Genomic DNA, 17,886 nt, shown 5'->3' on the forward strand with positions numbered 1-17,886 from the left:
GGCACGATCTGGCTTTGAAAAGGGGTTAAAAATGCATATCGCTCTCGCCTTCAATCTGCGGGAGGATTCCGTCCAGGCGGCTGACCAGCCTGCCCCGGAACCTCCGTCCGAACCTCCCTCGCAACCGGGTGACGATCGCTACGCCGAATGGGATGACATTCAGACCATTCGTGCCGTGGCTGACGCCCTCGCCAGCCGGCATCAGGTTTCCCTGGTTAACGCCGCGCACGACCCCTGCCGGGAATTCCGGCGCCTCCGCCCTGACCTCGTCTTCAATATTGCCGAGGGGCTCAACGGGGCCAGCCGCGAGGCCCAGGTGCCGGCGATGCTCGACTTTCTCGGCCTTCCCTATACCGGCAGCGACCCGGTCACCCTTGGCATCTGCCTCGACAAGCAGCGGACCAAGGAGATCCTCGCCTACCACCAGATTCCAACCCCGCGCTTCCATGTGGTGCGTTCCCTGGCCGAAGTGCCGGCCCGGCTGCGCTACCCGCTCCTGGTGAAACCGACCCTGGAAGGATCGAGCAAAGGGGTCACCGACAAGGCGCTGGTGCAGGACCGCAAGGCGTTGCTGGCCCAGGTTGACTGGGTCCTGTCGGGTTACGGTCAACCGGCCCTGATCGAGGAATACCTGCCGGGGCGGGAATTTACCGTCGCCCTGCTCGGCAATGGCGAGTCCCTGCGTACCCTGCCGATCGTCGAAATTGACTTCACGACCCTCCCCGCCGGGGTCAATCCGATCTACTCCTTCGAAGCCAAGTGGCTCTGGGACCAGGAAGAGAACCCGCTGCAGATTTTCGCCTGCCCCGCCCCCCTCGAACCGCTGCTGCAGCGCAACATCGAAGAGACCTGCAAGCGCGCCTTCCGCGCCATGGGCTGCCGTGACTGGTGCCGCATCGACGTGCGTCTCGATGCGCGCGGCATTCCCAACATCATCGAACTCAACCCGCTTCCCGGCATCCTGCCGCGTCCGGAGCAGAACAGCTGCTTCCCCAAGGCGGCGCGAGCGTCCGGCCTGACCTACGACGCCATGATTCTCAGCGTGGTCGATGCCGCCTGCGCGCGGCTCAATCTGGTCCCGGGGGTTGCCGATGAACGTCGCCGTATGCTTTAACCGCGTCCCCCCCAAGCTCTTCAAGGGGGAAGCCGCCGACCGCATCAGCGAGGAGGGGGCCGAAGCCGAGGCGCGGGCGGTCAAGAAGGCCCTTACCGAGCTCGGCCACAGCGTGCGCCTGCTGCCGCTGGCCGGCGACGTCGCCCCCTTCATCGAGGAGTTGCGCAGCAGCCGCAGTGAACTGGTCTTCAACCTCTGCGAAGGGTTCTGGGGAAACAGCCGCCTCGAACTGCACGTCGCAGCGCTCTTCGACCTGCTGGGGCTTGCCTACACCGGGGCGCCCCCTCTCGCTCTCGGTCTCACTCAGGACAAGGTCCGCACCAAGGACCTGCTGGTCCGCCACGGTCTGCCGACACCGAAGTATATCCTCGTCAAGATGGGGGAACAGTTCCCGAAAACCCGCGACCTCACCTACCCGCTGATCGTCAAACCGCGCTTCGAAGACGCCTCGCTGGGCATCACCAATGAGAGCATCGTCGCCAACGAGCGTGCCCTGAAAAAACGGATTCAGTACGTCCACGACACCTACCGCCAGGGCGCCCTGGTCGAGGAATTCATCGAAGGGCGCGAGCTCAACGCCGCAGTGATCGGCAACGGTCCCTTCGAGGTGTTGCCGGTTTCTGAAATCCTGTTCCAGCCCGGGCTCAAGCACTCGATTGTCAGTTACGACGGCAAGTGGCTGGAAGATTCCCCCGAATACGTCCGCACCGAACCGGTCTGCCCCACCCTCCTCAAGGCCAAGGAAGGCATCCTGGTCAAAGACGTGGCGCTGCGCGCCTACAAGATCCTCGAATGCCGTGACTACGCGCGGGTCGACATCCGCCTGCGCGATGGTGTCCCCTACATCCTCGAGGTCAATGCCAATCCCGACATCTCCCCCGGCGCCGGCCTCGCCCGCGCCGCCCGCGTCGGCGGGCTCCCCTATAGCAAACTGATCGAGCGGATTCTCGGCATGGCCCTCAAACGCAAGGAGCTGCAAAGTGCGAAAGCTTGAACGGTCCGACTTGCCGGAACTGGAGCGCGTACTGCGCGCCACCAGCGCCTTCACCGAGCCGGAGGTCGAATGCGCCATGGAACTGCTGCATATCGTCCTCGATGATCCGGCCCAGAAGGACTACCTGGTGGCGGTGGCTGACCACGAGGGCAAGGCTGCCGGCTACATCCTCTACGGCCCGGTGCCGGTGACCGAGGGGAACTTCGACATCTACTGGATCGCCACCGATCCGGCGGTGCAGGGAAAAGGGCTCGGCCGCGCGCTGATGGAATTTGCCGAAGCCGATGCCCGCGCCCGCGGCGCCCGCATGGTCTGCCTGGAGACCTCCTCCCAGGGGGGGTACCAGCGCACCCGGCGCTTTTACGACCAGGCCGGCTATATCCAGGAGTCGTGTATCCGGGACTTTTACAAGCCCGGCGATGATCGCCTCACCTACGTCAAACGCTTTTCTTCCTGAGGAGGAGACAAAAAGAGGATGGAGACCTGGCAGAAACTGTTGCAGGCAAGCATTACCCGTCCGAAAGATCTGACCCGGCGCTTCGGCGTCGATCCGCAGCCGCTCGAAGCGGTGGCGGAAGCCTACCCGATGCGGGTCAACCCCTACTATCTCGGCCTGATCCGCGAGGTCGGCGACCCGATCTGGCGTCAGGCGGTTCCCGCCGCCGAGGAACTGCAAGACGCGGTCTGCGTCGCCGATCCGCTGGAGGAGGAGAACCAAAGCCCGGTACCGAACCTGGTGCACCGTTACCCCGACCGCGCCCTCTTTCTGGTGTCGTCGGAATGCGCCATGTACTGCCGCTTCTGCACCCGCAAGCGCAAGGTCGGCGGCGAGAATATGGTCATTACCCGCGAGACCCTGCAGGCCGGTATCGATTACATCCGCAGCAAGCCCGAGATCCGCGACGTTATCCTCTCCGGCGGTGACCCGCTGCTCCTCGGCGACGAGCGCCTCGAGTGGATCCTCAAGGAATTGCGGGCAATCCCCAGCGTCGAGATCATCCGCATCGGCACCCGCGTGCCGGTGGTCCTGCCGCAGCGCATCACCCCCAACCTGGTGCGGCTGCTGCGCAAGTATCACCCACTCTACATCAACACCCACTTCAACCACCCCGACGAGATCACCGAGACCGCCGCCAAGGCCTGCGGCCGCCTTGCCGACGCCGGCATCCCGCTTGGCAACCAGACCGTGCTGCTGCGCGGCGTCAACGACGATCCGGCGGTGATGAAGCGCCTGATGCAGAAGCTCCTCACCATCCGGGTCAAGCCCTACTACATCTACCAGGCCGACCTGGTACAGGGGACCGACCACTTCCGCACCAGCGTCGAAGAGGGGATCGAGATCATCCGCGCCCTGCGCGGCCACACCAGCGGCATGGGGGTGCCGGCCTATGTCATCGACGCCCCCGGCGGCGGCGGCAAGATCCCGATCCTTCCCGACTACCTGCAGAGTCTCGGCGAAGAGGTTGTCCTGAAGAACTACCGCGGCGAGACCTACCGCTACACCAACGCCCAGGCGGTAATGACCGAGGACCAGCGCAAGGTGGTCAACGAAAACCGCTGATCTTCACCGCAAGGTGCCGTGCAACGCCAAAGGCCTGCCCCAACTGGGGCAGGCCTTTGGCGTTTATTCAGCTGTTTTCCCGCTATTCGAGTGAGTAGTCGGAGAGCCGGACAAAGCGGAAGCCGCGCCGGCGCAGTTCCGGAACGGCGGCGATGATGCCGGCGCCGGTTCCGGCCTCGGGGTGATTCATGTGGGCGATGATGATCTCCCCCGGCTGCGCGGCCAGCAGCGCCGCCTCCACCTCGGCAGCGCTGTAGGTTGCCCCGGCATCGCCGAGCACCGAAAATCCGATCACCTCATGACCGAGCCGCCGGGCCACCGCGACCGCGTATTCATCGTAGTAGGCGGTTCCGGAGCGGTAGTAGCGGGTGCGTGTGCCGGTCAGCGCTTCGATCTTGCGGGCATTGAGCTCGATCTCCTGCACCAGTTCGGAGACGGTGGCGGTGCCGTCAATGCCGTAGACCGAGCGGCCGTCAATGGAGGCCGGCTTGTGCCACATGCCGTGGTTGGCGATGGTAAAGAGGGGGTTGGCCGCCAAGCGCTGAAACAGTTCCGGGTTGGCGTCGATCCAGCGGGCATTGAGAAAGAGAGTGGCGGGAACCTGCTCCCGGGTGAGAAAGTCGAGCAACTCCTGATCGACCCCCTTCCCCTTCGGCGAACCGCAGGCATCGAGGGTCAGCACCAGCACCCGCTCCGGCGTCCCCAACCGGGTCCTGACGCCCGTCACGGTTTCACCCCACTCCCGCGCCTGCTTGCCGGAGAATTCCCGCTCCAGGCCACCTGCCAGGTCGGGCACAGAGGCACCGGCCACCGCCGTGGAAAGCGCCACCAGCAGGAGCAGCGGAATGCCGAGGGCCAGTCCCTTTACGAACATCTTCACCTCGTCTATTTTGGCCGCGGCCAGAGCGCTGCAGGAATCGCCGCCCGGTCCTGCACCAGACAACGGCGTTCACCACCAGGGGGTGAACACGGCAATTCGGCCTTACCCGGAGCCCCAGATTTTACTTCTCCCGGCGCGGCACCACGACGATACCTGAATCGGTAACCGTGTAGCCCTTGGCGCGATCGGCCGCGACATCGTAACCAATTTCGGAACCATCTTGAATCACTACGTTTTTATCGATGATCGCCTTGCGGATCTTGACGTGGCGGCCGACGGTGACGTTCTCGAACAGGATCGAGTCTTCCACCAGGCTGTAGCTGTTGATCTTGCACAGGGGGCCGAGGATGGAGCGCCGTACCGTGCTGCCGCTGGTGATGCAGCCGGCGCAGACGTAGGAGTCGATATTCTGGCCGCGGCGGGCCTCGTCGTCGAAAACGGTCTTGGCGGGGGGGAGGTTCCCCTGGTTGGTGAGGATCGGCCACTTGTAGTTGTAGAGATTGAGCTGCGGCGAGACGTTGACCAGGTCCATGTTCGCCTCGTAGTAGGAATCGAGGGTACCGACATCTCGCCAGTAGCCGCGCTCCTCGCTCTTCATGCCGGGGATGACATTGTCGTTGAAATTGTAGGCGAAGACGCGGTCGTTGTTCTTGAGCATCATCGGGATGACATGCTTGCCGAAGTCGAGATCGGCGTGGTTCTTCTTCCCCTCCAGCAGCACCTCGATCAGCTTCTTGGTCGGGAAGATGTAGTTCCCCATCGAGGCGAAACTGGTCTGGCGACCGGGAATCCGTTCCGGCTTTTCCGGTTTCTCGGTAAAGGCGGTGACCCGGGCATCCTCGTCGACGGAAAAGACCCCGTAGCGGCTCGCCTCCTCCACCGGCACTTCGAGCGCCGCGATGGTGATATCTGCGCGGTTCATGCGGTGAAAGTTGATCATCTGGGTGATATCCATCTTGTAGATGTGATCGCCGCCGAAGACCGCCACGTAATCGGCATCGGACGATTCGACGAAGCGCAGGTACTGCAGGATAGCATCGGCCGTCCCCTTGAACCATTCTTCGCTCTCGCTGCTCGTCTCCGGCGAGATGGCGACAAAAAACTCGCCGAGGCCGGTCCACTTCCCCCAGGATTCACGGATGTGCTTGTTGAGGGAAAAGGCCCGGTACTGAGTGAGGATGTAGCACTTCTTGATGCCGGAGTTGAAGAGGTTGGAGAGAACGAAATCGATGATCTTGTACTTGCCGCCGAAGGCGACGCTCGGCTTGGCACGCCGATGGGTCAGGGGGCTGAGCCGCTCCCCCTTGCCCCCGGCCAGCACCATGGCGATGGTGCTTCTCCCCACGTTGTCCATTGAATACATAAAAAAACCTCTCCCTGATAGAAATACGTCCGGCCCGCGCCGTCCGCCTTAAGTGTGACAAAACTCCCTGCGGTTGCAAGGGCGGGTTCGGATCAAATTCGAACGGTTGCCCCCTTGAGTCACGAGCTTAAGGGGAAGCCGGGAAATTGGCAACCATTCTTTATCTGCGGGCCAAGATTCCGCCGGAGGGGCCCTATCCGGATTCGTTCCGCTACCCTGCCAGCTGGCGGGCGGCGGTCTGCACCGGGTCCCAGACCGGCGAATAGGGGGGCGCGTAGCTCAGGTCGAGATCGACCAGGTCGGCCGCGGTCATGCCGGCGGTGAGGGCGGTGGCGACGATATCGATGCGCTTGGCGGCCCCCTCGTGACCGACGATCTGGGCACCGAGGAGACGGCCGGAACCGGCTTCGGCGAGGAGCTTGACGGTGATCGGCCCGGCGCCCGGGTAGTAGTGGGCTCGGGTCCGCGCCTCGATACGGGCGCTGATAAAATCGATGCTCAGCTCCTGCAGTTCCCTTTCCTGCAGCCCGGTGCGCGCCACCTCCACCTGGCAGATCTTGCTCACGGCCGTCCCCATCACGCCGGGGAACCAGGCCTGGCCGCCCGCAAGGTTGATGCCGGCGACCAGACCCTGTTTGTTGGCCACAGTCCCCAGCGCGATGTAGATCGGCTTTCCGGTCAGGCGATGGACGCTGGCGACACAGTCGCCGGCCGCCCAGATATTGGGATCACCCGTCTGCATGCGGCCATCGACATTGATCGCCCCGTTCACCCCGAGCTCCAGCCCGGCTGCGGCGGCCAGTCCGGCGTTGGGGCGCACCCCCATGCCGAGGATGACGATATCGGCCGGCAGCTGTCGCGCATTGGTGACCACCCCCGTCACCCGGGAGGCGGAGACCTGGAATTCGAGCAGTTCCTCGCCGCGATAAAGGGCCACCCCGACCTCCTGCAATGCAGCGGAGACCAGCGCTCCCATCTCCGGGTCGAGGGTGTTCATCACCTCGGGATTGCGATCGACGAGGGCGACTTCGAGCTTGCGGCGCACCAGCGCTTCCGCCATCTCCAGGCCGATGTAGCCGCCGCCGATCACCACCGCCCGGCGCGGCCGTTCCTTCTCGATAAAGGTTGCCAGTCTCTCCCCGCTCGCCAGGGTGGAGAGGCCGAAGATACCGCGGGCGTCACTCCCCGGCAGGTCGGGGCAGAAGGGGTGAGCTCCGGTGGCGATCAGCAACTGGTCGTAGGCTTCCCGGCATTCGCGGCCCTCGGCAGTGCGAACCAGGAGCCGCTGCGCCACCGGATCAATGGCGCGCACCTCGTGACCGGTCTTCACCTCGATATCATAATCACGCCGGAATACTTCCGGGGAGCGCACCACCAGGCTTTCGGCATTCTCGACCAGACCACCGAGCCAATAGGGAATGCCGCAGGCCGAATAGGAGGTATGGTCAGTCCGTTCCAGAACCAGGATCTCCCGCCGCGGCTCTTCGCGGCGAATTTTTGCTGCGGCACTCATGCCGGCGGCATCGCCGCCGATGACCACGACCCGGTTCCCTGCCATGATTTTCCTCCCGCCCCTCGCGTTTCGCCAGCAGCCTAACCGTCGGCCATCCCTTTTTCCGCCAGCTCGGCGCGTGCCTTGGCCGACTTTTCCAGCCCTGTCAGCCCCATTCCTCGCAATACCTGGTCCGCCTTGGTGAACTGGATGTCCCGATACTCCACCACCTGCACGTGGTTCCCCCAGGGGTCGAGGAAATCGAGCCCCCGGCTCGGCAGAATGGTTGCCGCCGTCTCGGCCAGCGCCCGGCGCAACGTCTCGCGGTCATCGACCACCAGGCCGAAGTGCCAGGCCGAGTCGGGCTCCTGGCTGCGGCGCGGCGAGAGATTGATGAACTGGTCACCGATATCGATGAAGGCCATGCCGTCGTGGCGACCGCGCAATTTCAGCTCGAAAAGGCTGCCGTAGAATTCCAGCGCGGCATCGACATCGCCAACTTCCAGGGCGACGTGATTGATGCCGACAACTCGGGCTTTGGTTTGACGATTTTTGGTCATGACGTCTCCTTTATTCAGGACTCCTGCACCCAGCCCGGATCGGGAGTAAAGCGTTCACCGTGGCGGGCGGCCAGCGCTTCCAAAACCCCGGCGATCTCGGCGAAACCCCGCTGCCGGGCGTAATGCAGGGGACCGCCGCGGAAGGGGGCGAAACCGGTGCCGAAGACCAAGGCGCCGTCGAGGAGTTCGGCGTCGGCGACCACCCCCTCGCGCAGGCAGGTCATGCAGGCGTTGAGCATCGGCAGCAGCAGCCGGTCGGCCAGGTCGTCATTGTCGGTGCTGTCGATCGTTTTCTTCTGTGGCCGCCCCTCTTTCCAGAGGTAGAAGCCCTCCCCCGACTTGCGGCCCAGCTTCCCCTGCTCCACCTTCTCCCGGAACCAGTCCGGGATAGCCGCCAACGGCCGGTCGAGGCGTTTTTCCAGCATCTCGGCGACATCGAGGCAGATGTCGAGCCCGACCTGGTCGGCCAGCTCCACCGGCCCCAGCGGCATGCCGAAATCCTCGGCGGCCCGGTCGATGATCTCCGCAGCAACGCCTTCATCGAGGAGGACGATTGCCTCCATCAGGTAAGGCATCAGCACCCGGTTGACCAGGAAGCCCGGAGCACTGGCGACGGTCACCGGCAGGCGACCGATCTGATTGACAAAGGAGCGGGCGACTTCCAGCGTCGCCGGCGCCACTGCTTCCGGGGCCACCACCTCGACCAGTTGCATCCGCGCCACCGGATTGAAGAAGTGCAGGCCGACGAAGCGCCCCGGGTCCGCGAGGTCGGCGCGCAGCTCTTCGAGGGGAATGCTGGAAGTGTTGGTGGCCAGAAGCGCCCCCGGTTTCAGCAACGGTTCCACCTCCCGGTAGACCTCGCGTTTGATCTCGATCTTCTCCGGCACCGCCTCGATGACGAGGTCGGCCCGGGCGATCCCCTGGTTGCGCAGGTCAGGGATCAGCCGGTCAAGGACCTCCCGGGTTTCGGCCGCGCCGAGGTGCCGGGCGCGGCAGACCTCGGCGGTACGGCGGACGGCAGCGGCGACGGCCGCGGGGTCCCGATCGTAAAGGGTCGCCCGCAGCCCCTGGATGGCGCACCAGCCGGCGATATCCCCCCCCATGGCACCGGCGCCAATCACGTGCACCTGGCCGATAGTCCGGCCCCCGGCGCCTGCGCTCTTCTTCAGCTTCTCCCGCAGGAAGAAGACCCGCAGCAGGCCGCGGGCGGTGGCGCTGGTCAGCAGCTGGGAAAAGGATTTCATCTCGGCCTGGCGCATTGCCACGGGGTCGCCCCCTGCTTCCTCCCAGAGGTCGATGAGGGCTCCGGGGGCGGGGTAATGCTCGGGGCGGGCCTTTTTGGCGCTCTGGGCCCGCATCTGCCGGGCCGCGAGGCGGCGGGCCGCGCTGGTGGTCAAAAGCTTCCCTTTCAATCCCACCCCCCGCTGCTCGATTCGCCCGGCAAAAGCGGCGCGAAGTGCCTGCTGCAGCTGGCGTTCCTCGATGACCCGGTCGACCACCCCGGCCTTCTTCGCCTGGCGGGCATCGAGCGTCCTGCCGGTGAGCATCAGGGTCATCGCCTCGATGGGGTCGATCAGGTGGGTCAAACGGGCGGTCCCCCCAAGTCCGGGGTGAAGGCCAAGGCGCACTTCGGGCAGGCCTAGCTTCAGGTCGGGCAACGCCAGGCGCAGCTGGCAGCAGAGTGCCAGTTCGACGCCGCCCCCCAGGCAGCTGCCATGGAGGATGGCGACGGTCGGAAAGGGAAGAGCTTCGAGGCGGTCGGCGACCGCGTGCGCCGCCTGGAGTTTGGCGAGGATCGCCTCCGCTTCATCCAGGTCGGTGAACTCGTTGAGATCAGCGCCGGCGCAAAAACCGGAGGCCTTGGCCGAACGCAAAACCAGCCCATGGGGGGGATTTTCCGCCAATTGCGCCAGGATCTCCGCCAACTCCAGCAGCACCGACTCGGAGAGGACGTTGACGCTGGCATCCTGCCGGTCGAAAAGGAGCCAGGCGATCTTCCTGTCGTCCCGGGCGAGACGCCAGTGGCGCCAGGAGCCTGCACCGCCGCTTTGTTCCGCCAGCGGGCCGAGCTCCATGAAGCGTTGCTGCAGCAGCTTGAGAATGGGACCGGTCATATCAAAACTCCTCGGGAAAATCAGGCCGCGGATTCGCGGAAAAAAGCTTTGTCCAGGGGGTTATGCCAACCGTCGGCCGTTATGCTCGCCTCAGACTCGTTCCAGCAGCATCCCCCCGGCCTGGCCGCCGCCGATGCATTCGGTGGCGATGCCACGTTGCACCCCCTGGTCAACCATGGCGTTGGCGAGGTGAAGCAGAATGCGATTGCCGCTGGCGCCCACCGGGTGCCCGAGACTGATGGCACCGCCGTCCACATTGAGGATCGCCCGGTCGATGGCGCCCAGGGGCTGGTCGCGGCCCAGGGCTTCGCGGCAGAAGTGGGGATCGTCCATCGCCTTGAGGCAGCCAAGAACCTGGGCGGCGAACGCTTCGTTGAGTTCCCACAACCCAACCTCGGGGACATCCAGCTCCGCCCTGCGCAGAAGTTCGGCGATGGCGAGCACCGGCGCCAGGCCCATGATCCCGGGATCGAGGGCGGACCAGGCGCTGTCGCGGATCACCACTTTCGGCGTCAGCCGGTACTTCTCCACCGCGGCTTCCGAGGCGAGGATGACCCAGGAGGCGCCGTCGGTCACCTGGGAGCTGTTCCCGGCCGTCACCTGGCCAAAGGGCTCGAAGACCGGTTCCAGCCGGCCCAGGGCCTCCATCGAGCTGTCGGGCCGCACCCCGTCATCCGCCGTGAAGAGCTCACCATCGGCGCTGATCGCCGCTTCAACCTCAACGTCGAGCCCCCCCTGCTGCTGCGCCCGGGCCAGGCGCTTGTGGCTGATGACGGCGTACTGATCGGCTTCCTGGCGGGTGACGGCGAAGAGATGGGCGACCAGTTCGGCGGTCTCCCCCATGCTCATGCCGACGATCGGATCGGTCAGCCCCTGGCGCAGGGAGAGGAGCGGCTTGAAGAGGTCGGGACGCAGTTCGGTCAGATGGCGGGTGCGTTCCCAGAGGGTATCGGCCTGGCGCTGCTCAGCAAGCCACTGCACCGCTTCGGGGCGCAGCTGCAGGGGCGACCGGCTCAGGGCTTCGGTCCCCCCGGCGAGGACCAGTTCCCGGGAGCCGTCGCGAATGGCGCGAAAGGCGCAATCGATCGACTGCATCCCCGAACCGCAGTTGATCTGCACGGTATAGGCGCGCATCGCCTCGCCCATGCCGAGCCGCAGCGCGGCTATCCGGGCCGGGTTCATTTCATCGGCGAGGACGTTGACGCAGCCGAGGATCACCTGGTCGTAGGCTGCGCGGGGAATCTCCTGGCGCAGCAGCAACGGCCGGCCGCATTGCACCGCCAGGTCGACGGGCGAAAACGGGCCTGGCTTGCCCCGCGCCTTGAGAAAGGGGGTGCGGGCTCCGTCGATGAGATAGACGGTCCGCGCTGTCGTTGCGGTCGATTTCGGACTCATGAAGATTCCTTTCCGGCCTGCGATTCAGACTCGGCAGAACCATTCGGCTCGCCAGGTTGAAAGTCGGTACCAAGGATGGGGACGACCAATCCAACCACTTTCATCATAACGCCATGAACCGGCCTGCGCCACCCGCGGGGGAGAGACGATGTCTGCCCTTCGCCGGTCGATCGGACCGGCATGGTATTATTTGAAGCAGGATCGAAAACTTCTTTACCAAGGGGAGACTGAACCATGAAAACCGAATGGAACCTGATGATACCTGTTACCCTGCTTACCCTGGTGCTGGCCGCCACGCCCCTGTTCGCGGCAGCAAACAGCACCGCCAAGACCACCGCCAACGATGTCCGCCAGGAGATCGGCGACGCCCTGCAGACCATCGGCAGCTACAGCGCCGAGCAGCGCGACGCGGCGGTGGCCGCCGCCAGGCAGGCCCTGGAAAAAACCGACGCCCGTATCGAGCAGTTGCAGAAGCGAATTGACCAGAACTGGCAAAGCATGAGCGCCGAGGCCCGGCAACAGGCCCGCGCGGCGATGAAGGAGCTGCAGCAGGAGCGCCGGGATATCGCCGAATGGTACGGCGGACGGAAACACAGTTCGAGCAATGCCTGGGATGAGATCAAGCGGGGATTTGCCAAAAGCTATGATCAACTCGGGAAATCCCTCGAGAAGGCGGCCGGGGAGTTCTGATCCACGTTCGCGGCAATTCAATGGGCGGCGAGCTGCGCCGGAAGGTTTGACATGGCCGGGAATTACGTTTGAATTTGAACTGATTTGCCGCGTTGCGGCGCCACCCCTTGCATCCATCATCTTTTTAGGAGGTTTAGCCATGCCCGACTTTGGACACCCCTTCAGCGGCCTCAAGCACGACCGCCTGCTGACCCAGCCTGAGCTGGTGCGAGCCATTCGTTTCATGGTCTCCGCCGAGTACGAGGCGATCCAGCTCTACATGCAGCTCGCCGAGTCGACCGACAACACCCTCGCCCAGCAGGTGCTGATCGACATCGCCAACGAAGAGCGGGTCCATGCCGGTGAGTTCCTGCGCCTGCTTAGGGAGCTCGACCCGGAGGAGGAGACTTTTTATCAGCAGGGGGCGCAGGAAGTGGAGGAGGAATTCCTCGGCGCCGCTCCCGCCGACGCTGCACCCGCCCCGGCCGCCAAGCAGGGCGGCGGCGGCATCGGTGTCGGCAGCCTCAAAAAATAGCGACGGACGCCGCCGGCTGACGCCACCCCGGCCGCTGCCGTTCCACCCGTTGCCAAGGAGATGCTCATGGACCTGCTCAGACGCGAACTCGCCCCTGTTACCCCCAATGCCTGGTCCGAGATCGACGCCATGGCCCGCGAGGCTCTGGTCGCCACCCTCTCGGCGCGCAAATTCGTCGACCTCGATGGCCCCCAGGGCATCGCCCACGCCTGCGTCAACCTCGGCCGCCTCGCCCTCCCCTCCGGCCAGCAAGACGGCAGCGTACGCTACGGCATCCACCAGGTCTTGCCGCTGATCGAAACCCGGGTCAACTTTGTCCTCAGGCAGTGGGAGCTCGACAATATCGACCGCGGGGCCAAGGACACCCAGCTCGACGCTCTGGTCGCCGCCGCCCGCGAGATCGCCGGATTTGAAGAGAAGGCAATCTTCCATGGCTTCAAGGAGGCCGGCATCAAGGGGCTGCATGCCGAGATCCCATCCCGCCCGGTTTCGCTGGAGCTGCACATGGACGCCTTCGTCGATGCCGTCTCCGAAGGGCAGGCGCAGCTGCTGCGCGACGGCGTCGAAGGCCCCGCCCACCTCGTGGTCAGCCCCGAGATCTGGAAATTTCTCGCCCGCAGCACCCCCGGCGGCACCCTGCGCAGCCTGCTCGAACAGCAGCTCGGCGGCCAGGTGATCTACTCCGCCACCGTCAAGGACGCGCTCCTTGCCGCCACCCGCGGTGGCGACCTCGAGCTGACCATCGGCCAGGATTTCGCCATCGGCTACCACCACCACACCGCCGAGGAGATCCACCTCTTCATGACCGAATCCTTCACCTTCCGGGTGATCGCGCCGGAGGCGCTGGTCGGTTTTGCGCTGAAGAAAGCAAAGAAGTAGAAGCAGCGGCTAGTGTTTAATTGCAAAACTAAGCGTTATAATATAGACTTCTTTCACCCCCACCATCGTGAAAGGAGTCGCTTATGCCGAGAAAATCTCCAATACCCCTGTGCAGCGAAAAGGACCGCCAGACACTCAGGGAATGGGCAAGCAGTCGAAGCATGGAGGCGCGCCTTGTTGAACGTGCCCGGATTATCTGCAAACTCCTTGACGGAGAATCCGTCAGCAAGGTCGCCATGGATCTTAACGTGCGCCCGAACACGGTTATTGAATGGCGGAACCGTTTCTCCGCTGCGGGTATTGCCGGGCTATATGATCGCCCGCGCTCTGGCAAACCGCCGAAATATGACCAGGCGTTTCAAACGCGAGTTCTGAAAGCGTTGGAACTTCCGCCACCGCCCGGCCAGGCATGTTGGGACGGCCCGGCGCTTGCCAAGCAGTTTGGCGCTTCGGATGATGCCATTTGGCGAGTGCTGCGCAAGCACAATATCAGCCTTGCCCGACAACGAAGTTGGTGCGTAAGCACTGATCCAGAGTTCGCACCAAAGGCGGCTGACATTATCGGGCTCTACCTGGCGCCCCCCGAAAAAGCCTTGGTGATCTCAGTCGATGAGAAACCGAGCATCCAGGCGCTTGAGCGCGCCAAGGGGTATGTCTGTACCAGTAGCGGCAAAGTCGTCCAGGGCCTAAAGAGCACCTACAAACGGCATGGAACCCTGAACCTTTTTGCGGCGCTCAACGTAGCGACAGGCGCCGTGCATACGCAGACAACCGAGTTCAAGAGAAGGGTTGATTTCCTAGCCTTCATGGATCAGGTCCTCTCAGAACTTCCGGACAGCGACCAGCGAGAAATTCACGTGATCCTGGACAATTATTGCATTCATAAACGCAACGACGAATGGCTTGCGCAGCACCCAAACGTCATGTTTCACTTTACACCGACTTCTGCAAGTTGGCTCAATCAAGTCGAGATATGGTTCGGCATTCTTTCACGTAAGGCACTGAAGAACGCCAGTTTTCAAAGCATTGACCAGTTGCGTGCGGCCATCGAGGCCTTTATAGAAGCCTATCAGCCCAACGCCAAGCCTTTTGTATGGCGTAAGCGAGAGGTCAAGGGGTCGCAACTGAGAAACACTATCGCTAACTTTTGCAACTAGACACTAGGTGGCCATCCCAAGTACGCATACCAGCAGGGTCCAGCCTGGCCAGGCTGGACCCTGCTGGTATTGCCTCAGTGATCGAGGGGCAGCGCCACTGGCGCTGGGGCGTGGAGGTGATACCCTTGCAAGAGTTATCGATTCCCAACCCCAACCAGGAGAAGAAGATGCGACTCATCCCGACCTTGCTCATGGCAGTGATGATCACCTTCCTCGCCGGGGCCTGCTCCCAGGAGCCTGCCCCCGTCAAGGAACCGGTCAAACCATCGGCGCAGGAGACGCAACCGACGCCTGCCACCGTCCAGCAGCCGGCCCAGCCAGCGGCTCAGGAGACGCAACCGGCCCCCGCGACGGCGGGAGAGAAGATGACGCAGCAGGTTGAAACCAGCCTTAACAAGGTTGAGCAGGAGGCGGTCCAGGGAGCCAAGGTCGTGGCCAAGGAGGCCGACAAGGTCGCAACGGAGAGCAAAGCCGTAGTCGAGGAAACTGTCACCAAGGCGAAGCAGGAAGTCGCTGCCGCCGCGACCGTGGTCGCCGATTCGCTGACCCCGCCGCCAGCACCGGCGCCGAAGGCGCCCGAAGTCATCACCTACCCGGCGTCGATGGGGAAGGTCGCCTTCACCCATGCCACCCATGCCGCCCGACTCGACTGCAGCAAGTGCCACACTAACGACCCACCCCAGAAGATCGCCATCGACAAGACCTCCGCCCATACGCTCTGCAAGGGGTGCCACCAGGTCATGGGCGGCAATGCCCCGACCGCCTGTACCGGCTGTCACAAAAAGGGCTGAGAATGCTACGATGGTAAAGAAGTTCAAACGAATAACGGGGTAAACCGGCTGCGATCCTGAATCTTGCCGGTCTGGCCGTATCGACCGAGCTTTTCAGGAGCAAGACTTGGGTTGAAGAATAAACGACCCCGTAGCGTGCTGCGGGGTCGTTTATTTGGAGCGGCGGCAGACTTGTCGATAGGAGGAGCATCGATGGAACCTGGACCGATGGAGCCCCTGGCAAGACCGCAGTGGGCGAAAACGGCCGAGGAATCGTTTCGGGACCGGGTCGAGGCCTTGTTCGACCTGGCCGGAGTCCGGGTGAACGGTAACCGGCCCTGGGATATCGAGGTAAACGATACCCGCCTCTTCCGACGGATTTTGGCCGAAGGGAGCCTCGGCCTGGGCGAGGCTTACATGGACGGCTGGTGGGACTGCCAGGCCCTCGACCGATTCTTCCATCGGGTCCTGCAGGCGGGGCTGGATGCAAAGGTGCGGACCCTCGGCATGCTCTGGGCGTCCTGCAAGGCGCGGCTTTGCAATCGCCAATCGGTTGCCCGCGCCCGCCAGGTCGGCAAGCGCCATTACGACATCGGCAACGATCTTTACCGGGCCATGCTCGATTCGCGCATGAACTACAGCTGCGGCTACTGAAAGGAGACCGCCGACCTCGAAATCGCCCAGGAGCAGAAACTCGACCTGATCTGCCGCAAGTTGCATCTGCGGTCCGGGCAGCGTCTGCTCGATATCGGCTGCGGCTGGGGGGCGATGGCGCGCTTTGCCGCCGAACGTTACGGCGTCAGCGTGGTGGGGGTGACCATCTCCGAACAGCAGGCCAGGCTGGCCCGGGAACTCTGCCACGATCTGCCGGTGGAAATCCGCCTGCAGGACTACCGCGCGCTCAACGAACCTTTCGATCGGGTCGTTTCCGTCGGCATGTTCGAGCACGTCGGCCCGCGCAACTATGCAACCTTCATGCAGGTCGTTGCCCGCTGCCTGGTTGATAATGGACTTTTCCTGCTCCATACCATCGGCGGCAACCGACCGACAGCGACCACCGACCCCTGGATCGAGCGTTACATCTTTCCCAACGGCGTTCTCCCCTCGCCCGGACAGATCGCCCGCGCCCTGGAGAAGGTCTTTGTGCTGGTGGACTGGCACAATTTCGGCCCCGACTACGATCTGACCCTGATGGCCTGGTACCGCAAATTCGAAGCGGCCTGGCCGGCGCTGCGCAGCCGCTACGACGAACGTTTTCACCGCATGTGGCGCTACTATCTCCTCTCCTGTGCCGGAGCCTTCCGCGCCCGGGTCAATCAACTCTGGCAGATCGTGCTGAGCAAGGAGGGGATTCCACAAGGGTACCGGGCACAGCGTTGAGGATTCCGAGGCCTGCAATTCCGGGTAGCGCAAAACCGGGGACGTTCATCAGTCGATTAGCGACAACAGCGCCGGATCGTTCTTGATCAATAGTTCCCCCCGTCGGACAGCCATACTCACCCCGGAGCGACTCAACCCCAGTTGCCTCCCCACCGCGGCACCGCTGTGACCAAGATAACGGGTGGCCAAATACGAAACGAGACCGCGAACCTCGGCGACCCCCACCGCGCGGCTCTTCTCCCGCAACAGAGCGGAATCGACGGTGAAACGATCACAGACCTTGGCGATCAGTTCAGCGATGCCGAGACGGGACGGCAGCTCCGCAGCCAACCCCCGGCGCCCGCGGAGGTCTTCGACAAAATCTCCCCCGCCCAGAATCCGGTCGTCATACGGATCATCGGGGTTCTCCAGGCGCCGCTTACCGCTGCTGGTCAAATCGTCCCGTTTTCCTTGTTCAACTCCATCGGCGACAAATTGACGGTAGCGGCGCCGTCCTTCGCCTTCACGCCTGGCAAAGAGGCGAAGGAGATCATCCACAGACTGACCTGGCAGAACGCCCTGCCCCATGATAACCGCATGGCCGGACCAAGGGCAGTCGTCCAGCGCCGTCAAGTCCGTCACCAGCCCGGCCCGTAACGGATTGAGATGGATATAACGAACCAGTTCCAGAAGGTAGGTGTCCTCATCGCAGACAATCGACTTGTAACGATTCTGAAAGAGGTGTCCGGAACGCTTGTGCCGGAGGTTGAAATAGATGGCATAGCCGGTGAGCAACCGACGCATGAAGGGTGCGAGGCAGGTCTGGCGGGGACGAAGCAAGAGATGGACGTGATTGGTCATCAACGCCCAGGCGAAACATTCGGTGCCGGTCTGAATGAGAAGACGTGAAAGATTATGAAGAAATCGCCGGCGGTCGTTGTCGTCGCGAAAGAGATCACAACGGTCGACACCGCGGAAGATGACGTGTTGAAGCAAGTCGGGAATATCGAGGCGAGCGGCTCTTGGCATGCTGAAAGACTAGCA

General features: G+C 63.5%; 16 protein-coding genes and 1 pseudogene. 10 read left to right on the forward strand and 7 right to left on the reverse strand.

The window, feature by feature from the left end:
• Positions 1–31 precede the first annotated feature (31 nt).
• Genes DBW_RS11610 through DBW_RS11625 form a run of 4 tightly spaced genes read left to right on the forward strand, consistent with a single transcriptional unit; the run spans position 32 to position 3,669 of the window.
• The gene (locus DBW_RS11610; protein ID WP_066727681.1) at positions 32–1,114 is read left to right on the forward strand and encodes a D-alanine--D-alanine ligase family protein; all 1,083 of its coding nucleotides are present in this window, start codon (positions 32–34) and stop codon (positions 1,112–1,114) included.
• Positions 1,092–2,108 carry a D-alanine--D-alanine ligase family protein gene (locus DBW_RS11615; protein ID WP_066727682.1) on the forward strand — a complete coding sequence of 339 codons (1,017 nt, stop codon included), beginning with the start codon at positions 1,092–1,094 and terminating at the stop codon, positions 2,106–2,108. Before DBW_RS11610 ends, DBW_RS11615 begins: the two co-directional genes overlap by 23 nt.
• Positions 2,095–2,565, forward strand: a complete 471-nt coding sequence (locus tag DBW_RS11620) for a GNAT family N-acetyltransferase (protein ID WP_157471879.1) — start codon at positions 2,095–2,097, stop codon at positions 2,563–2,565. Before DBW_RS11615 ends, DBW_RS11620 begins: the two co-directional genes overlap by 14 nt.
• Before the next feature lie 18 nt (positions 2,566–2,583).
• Positions 2,584–3,669 (forward strand): KamA family radical SAM protein, encoded by a 1,086-nt coding sequence (locus tag DBW_RS11625; RefSeq protein WP_066727683.1) that lies wholly within the window; start codon positions 2,584–2,586, stop codon positions 3,667–3,669.
• 82 nt (positions 3,670–3,751) lie between these two features.
• On the opposite strand, the gene DBW_RS11630 is transcribed toward DBW_RS11625, so the two are convergent.
• The 6 genes from DBW_RS11630 to DBW_RS11655 form a co-directional block, all read right to left on the reverse strand.
• Positions 3,752–4,543, reverse strand: a complete 792-nt coding sequence (locus DBW_RS11630) for a polysaccharide deacetylase family protein (protein ID WP_066727684.1) — start codon at positions 4,541–4,543, stop codon at positions 3,752–3,754.
• A 127-nt stretch (positions 4,544–4,670) separates the two neighbouring features.
• Positions 4,671–5,912, reverse strand: a complete 1,242-nt coding sequence (glgC, locus tag DBW_RS11635; RefSeq protein ID WP_066727685.1) for a glucose-1-phosphate adenylyltransferase — start codon at positions 5,910–5,912, stop codon at positions 4,671–4,673.
• Positions 5,913–6,123: 211 nt separating this feature from the next.
• A complete protein-coding gene (locus tag DBW_RS11640; protein ID WP_066727686.1) occupies positions 6,124–7,470 on the reverse strand; it encodes an FAD-dependent oxidoreductase in 1,347 nt (448 codons plus the stop codon).
• A gap of 35 nt (positions 7,471–7,505) precedes the next feature.
• Positions 7,506–7,964 carry a VOC family protein gene (locus DBW_RS11645; RefSeq protein WP_066727687.1) on the reverse strand — a complete coding sequence of 153 codons (459 nt, stop codon included), beginning with the start codon at positions 7,962–7,964 and terminating at the stop codon, positions 7,506–7,508.
• 14 nt (positions 7,965–7,978) lie between these two features.
• On the reverse strand, positions 7,979–10,078 hold the full coding sequence (locus DBW_RS11650; protein WP_066727688.1) for a 3-hydroxyacyl-CoA dehydrogenase NAD-binding domain-containing protein: 2,100 nt from the start codon (positions 10,076–10,078) through the stop codon (positions 7,979–7,981).
• 90 nt (positions 10,079–10,168) lie between these two features.
• The gene (locus DBW_RS11655) at positions 10,169–11,473 is read right to left on the reverse strand and encodes an acetyl-CoA C-acetyltransferase (RefSeq protein WP_066727689.1); all 1,305 of its coding nucleotides are present in this window, start codon (positions 11,471–11,473) and stop codon (positions 10,169–10,171) included.
• A gap of 234 nt (positions 11,474–11,707) precedes the next feature.
• Between DBW_RS11655 and DBW_RS11660 the strand changes: the two genes are divergently transcribed.
• The 6 genes and pseudogenes from DBW_RS11660 (at position 11,708) to cfa (ending at position 16,863) form a co-directional block, all read left to right on the forward strand.
• A complete protein-coding gene (locus DBW_RS11660) occupies positions 11,708–12,163 on the forward strand; it encodes a hypothetical protein (RefSeq protein ID WP_082820322.1) in 456 nt (151 codons plus the stop codon).
• Between the two features lie 139 nt (positions 12,164–12,302).
• On the forward strand, positions 12,303–12,677 hold the full coding sequence (locus DBW_RS11665; RefSeq protein WP_066727690.1) for a ferritin family protein: 375 nt from the start codon (positions 12,303–12,305) through the stop codon (positions 12,675–12,677).
• Positions 12,678–12,743: 66 nt separating this feature from the next.
• Positions 12,744–13,556: a family 1 encapsulin nanocompartment shell protein gene (locus tag DBW_RS11670; RefSeq protein ID WP_066727691.1), complete on the forward strand. Its 813-nt coding sequence runs from the start codon at positions 12,744–12,746 to the stop codon at positions 13,554–13,556.
• An 83-nt stretch (positions 13,557–13,639) separates the two neighbouring features.
• Positions 13,640–14,713 carry an IS630 family transposase gene (locus DBW_RS11675; RefSeq protein WP_082820209.1) on the forward strand — a complete coding sequence of 358 codons (1,074 nt, stop codon included), beginning with the start codon at positions 13,640–13,642 and terminating at the stop codon, positions 14,711–14,713.
• 125 nt (positions 14,714–14,838) lie between these two features.
• Positions 14,839–15,504 (forward strand): cytochrome c3 family protein, encoded by a 666-nt coding sequence (locus DBW_RS18970; protein ID WP_231875329.1) that lies wholly within the window; start codon positions 14,839–14,841, stop codon positions 15,502–15,504.
• A 207-nt stretch (positions 15,505–15,711) separates the two neighbouring features.
• Positions 15,712–16,863: pseudogene (gene cfa, locus DBW_RS18810) on the forward strand (cyclopropane fatty acyl phospholipid synthase).
• 48 nt (positions 16,864–16,911) lie between these two features.
• Here the strand turns inward: cfa and DBW_RS11690 are convergent.
• Positions 16,912–17,871: a transposase gene (locus DBW_RS11690; protein WP_066727692.1), complete on the reverse strand. Its 960-nt coding sequence runs from the start codon at positions 17,869–17,871 to the stop codon at positions 16,912–16,914.
• Between the last annotated feature and the right edge of the window lie 15 nt (positions 17,872–17,886).

The organism is Desulfuromonas sp. DDH964 (assembly GCF_001611275.1).
Taxonomy (GTDB): Bacteria; Desulfobacterota; Desulfuromonadia; order Desulfuromonadales; family DDH964; genus DDH964.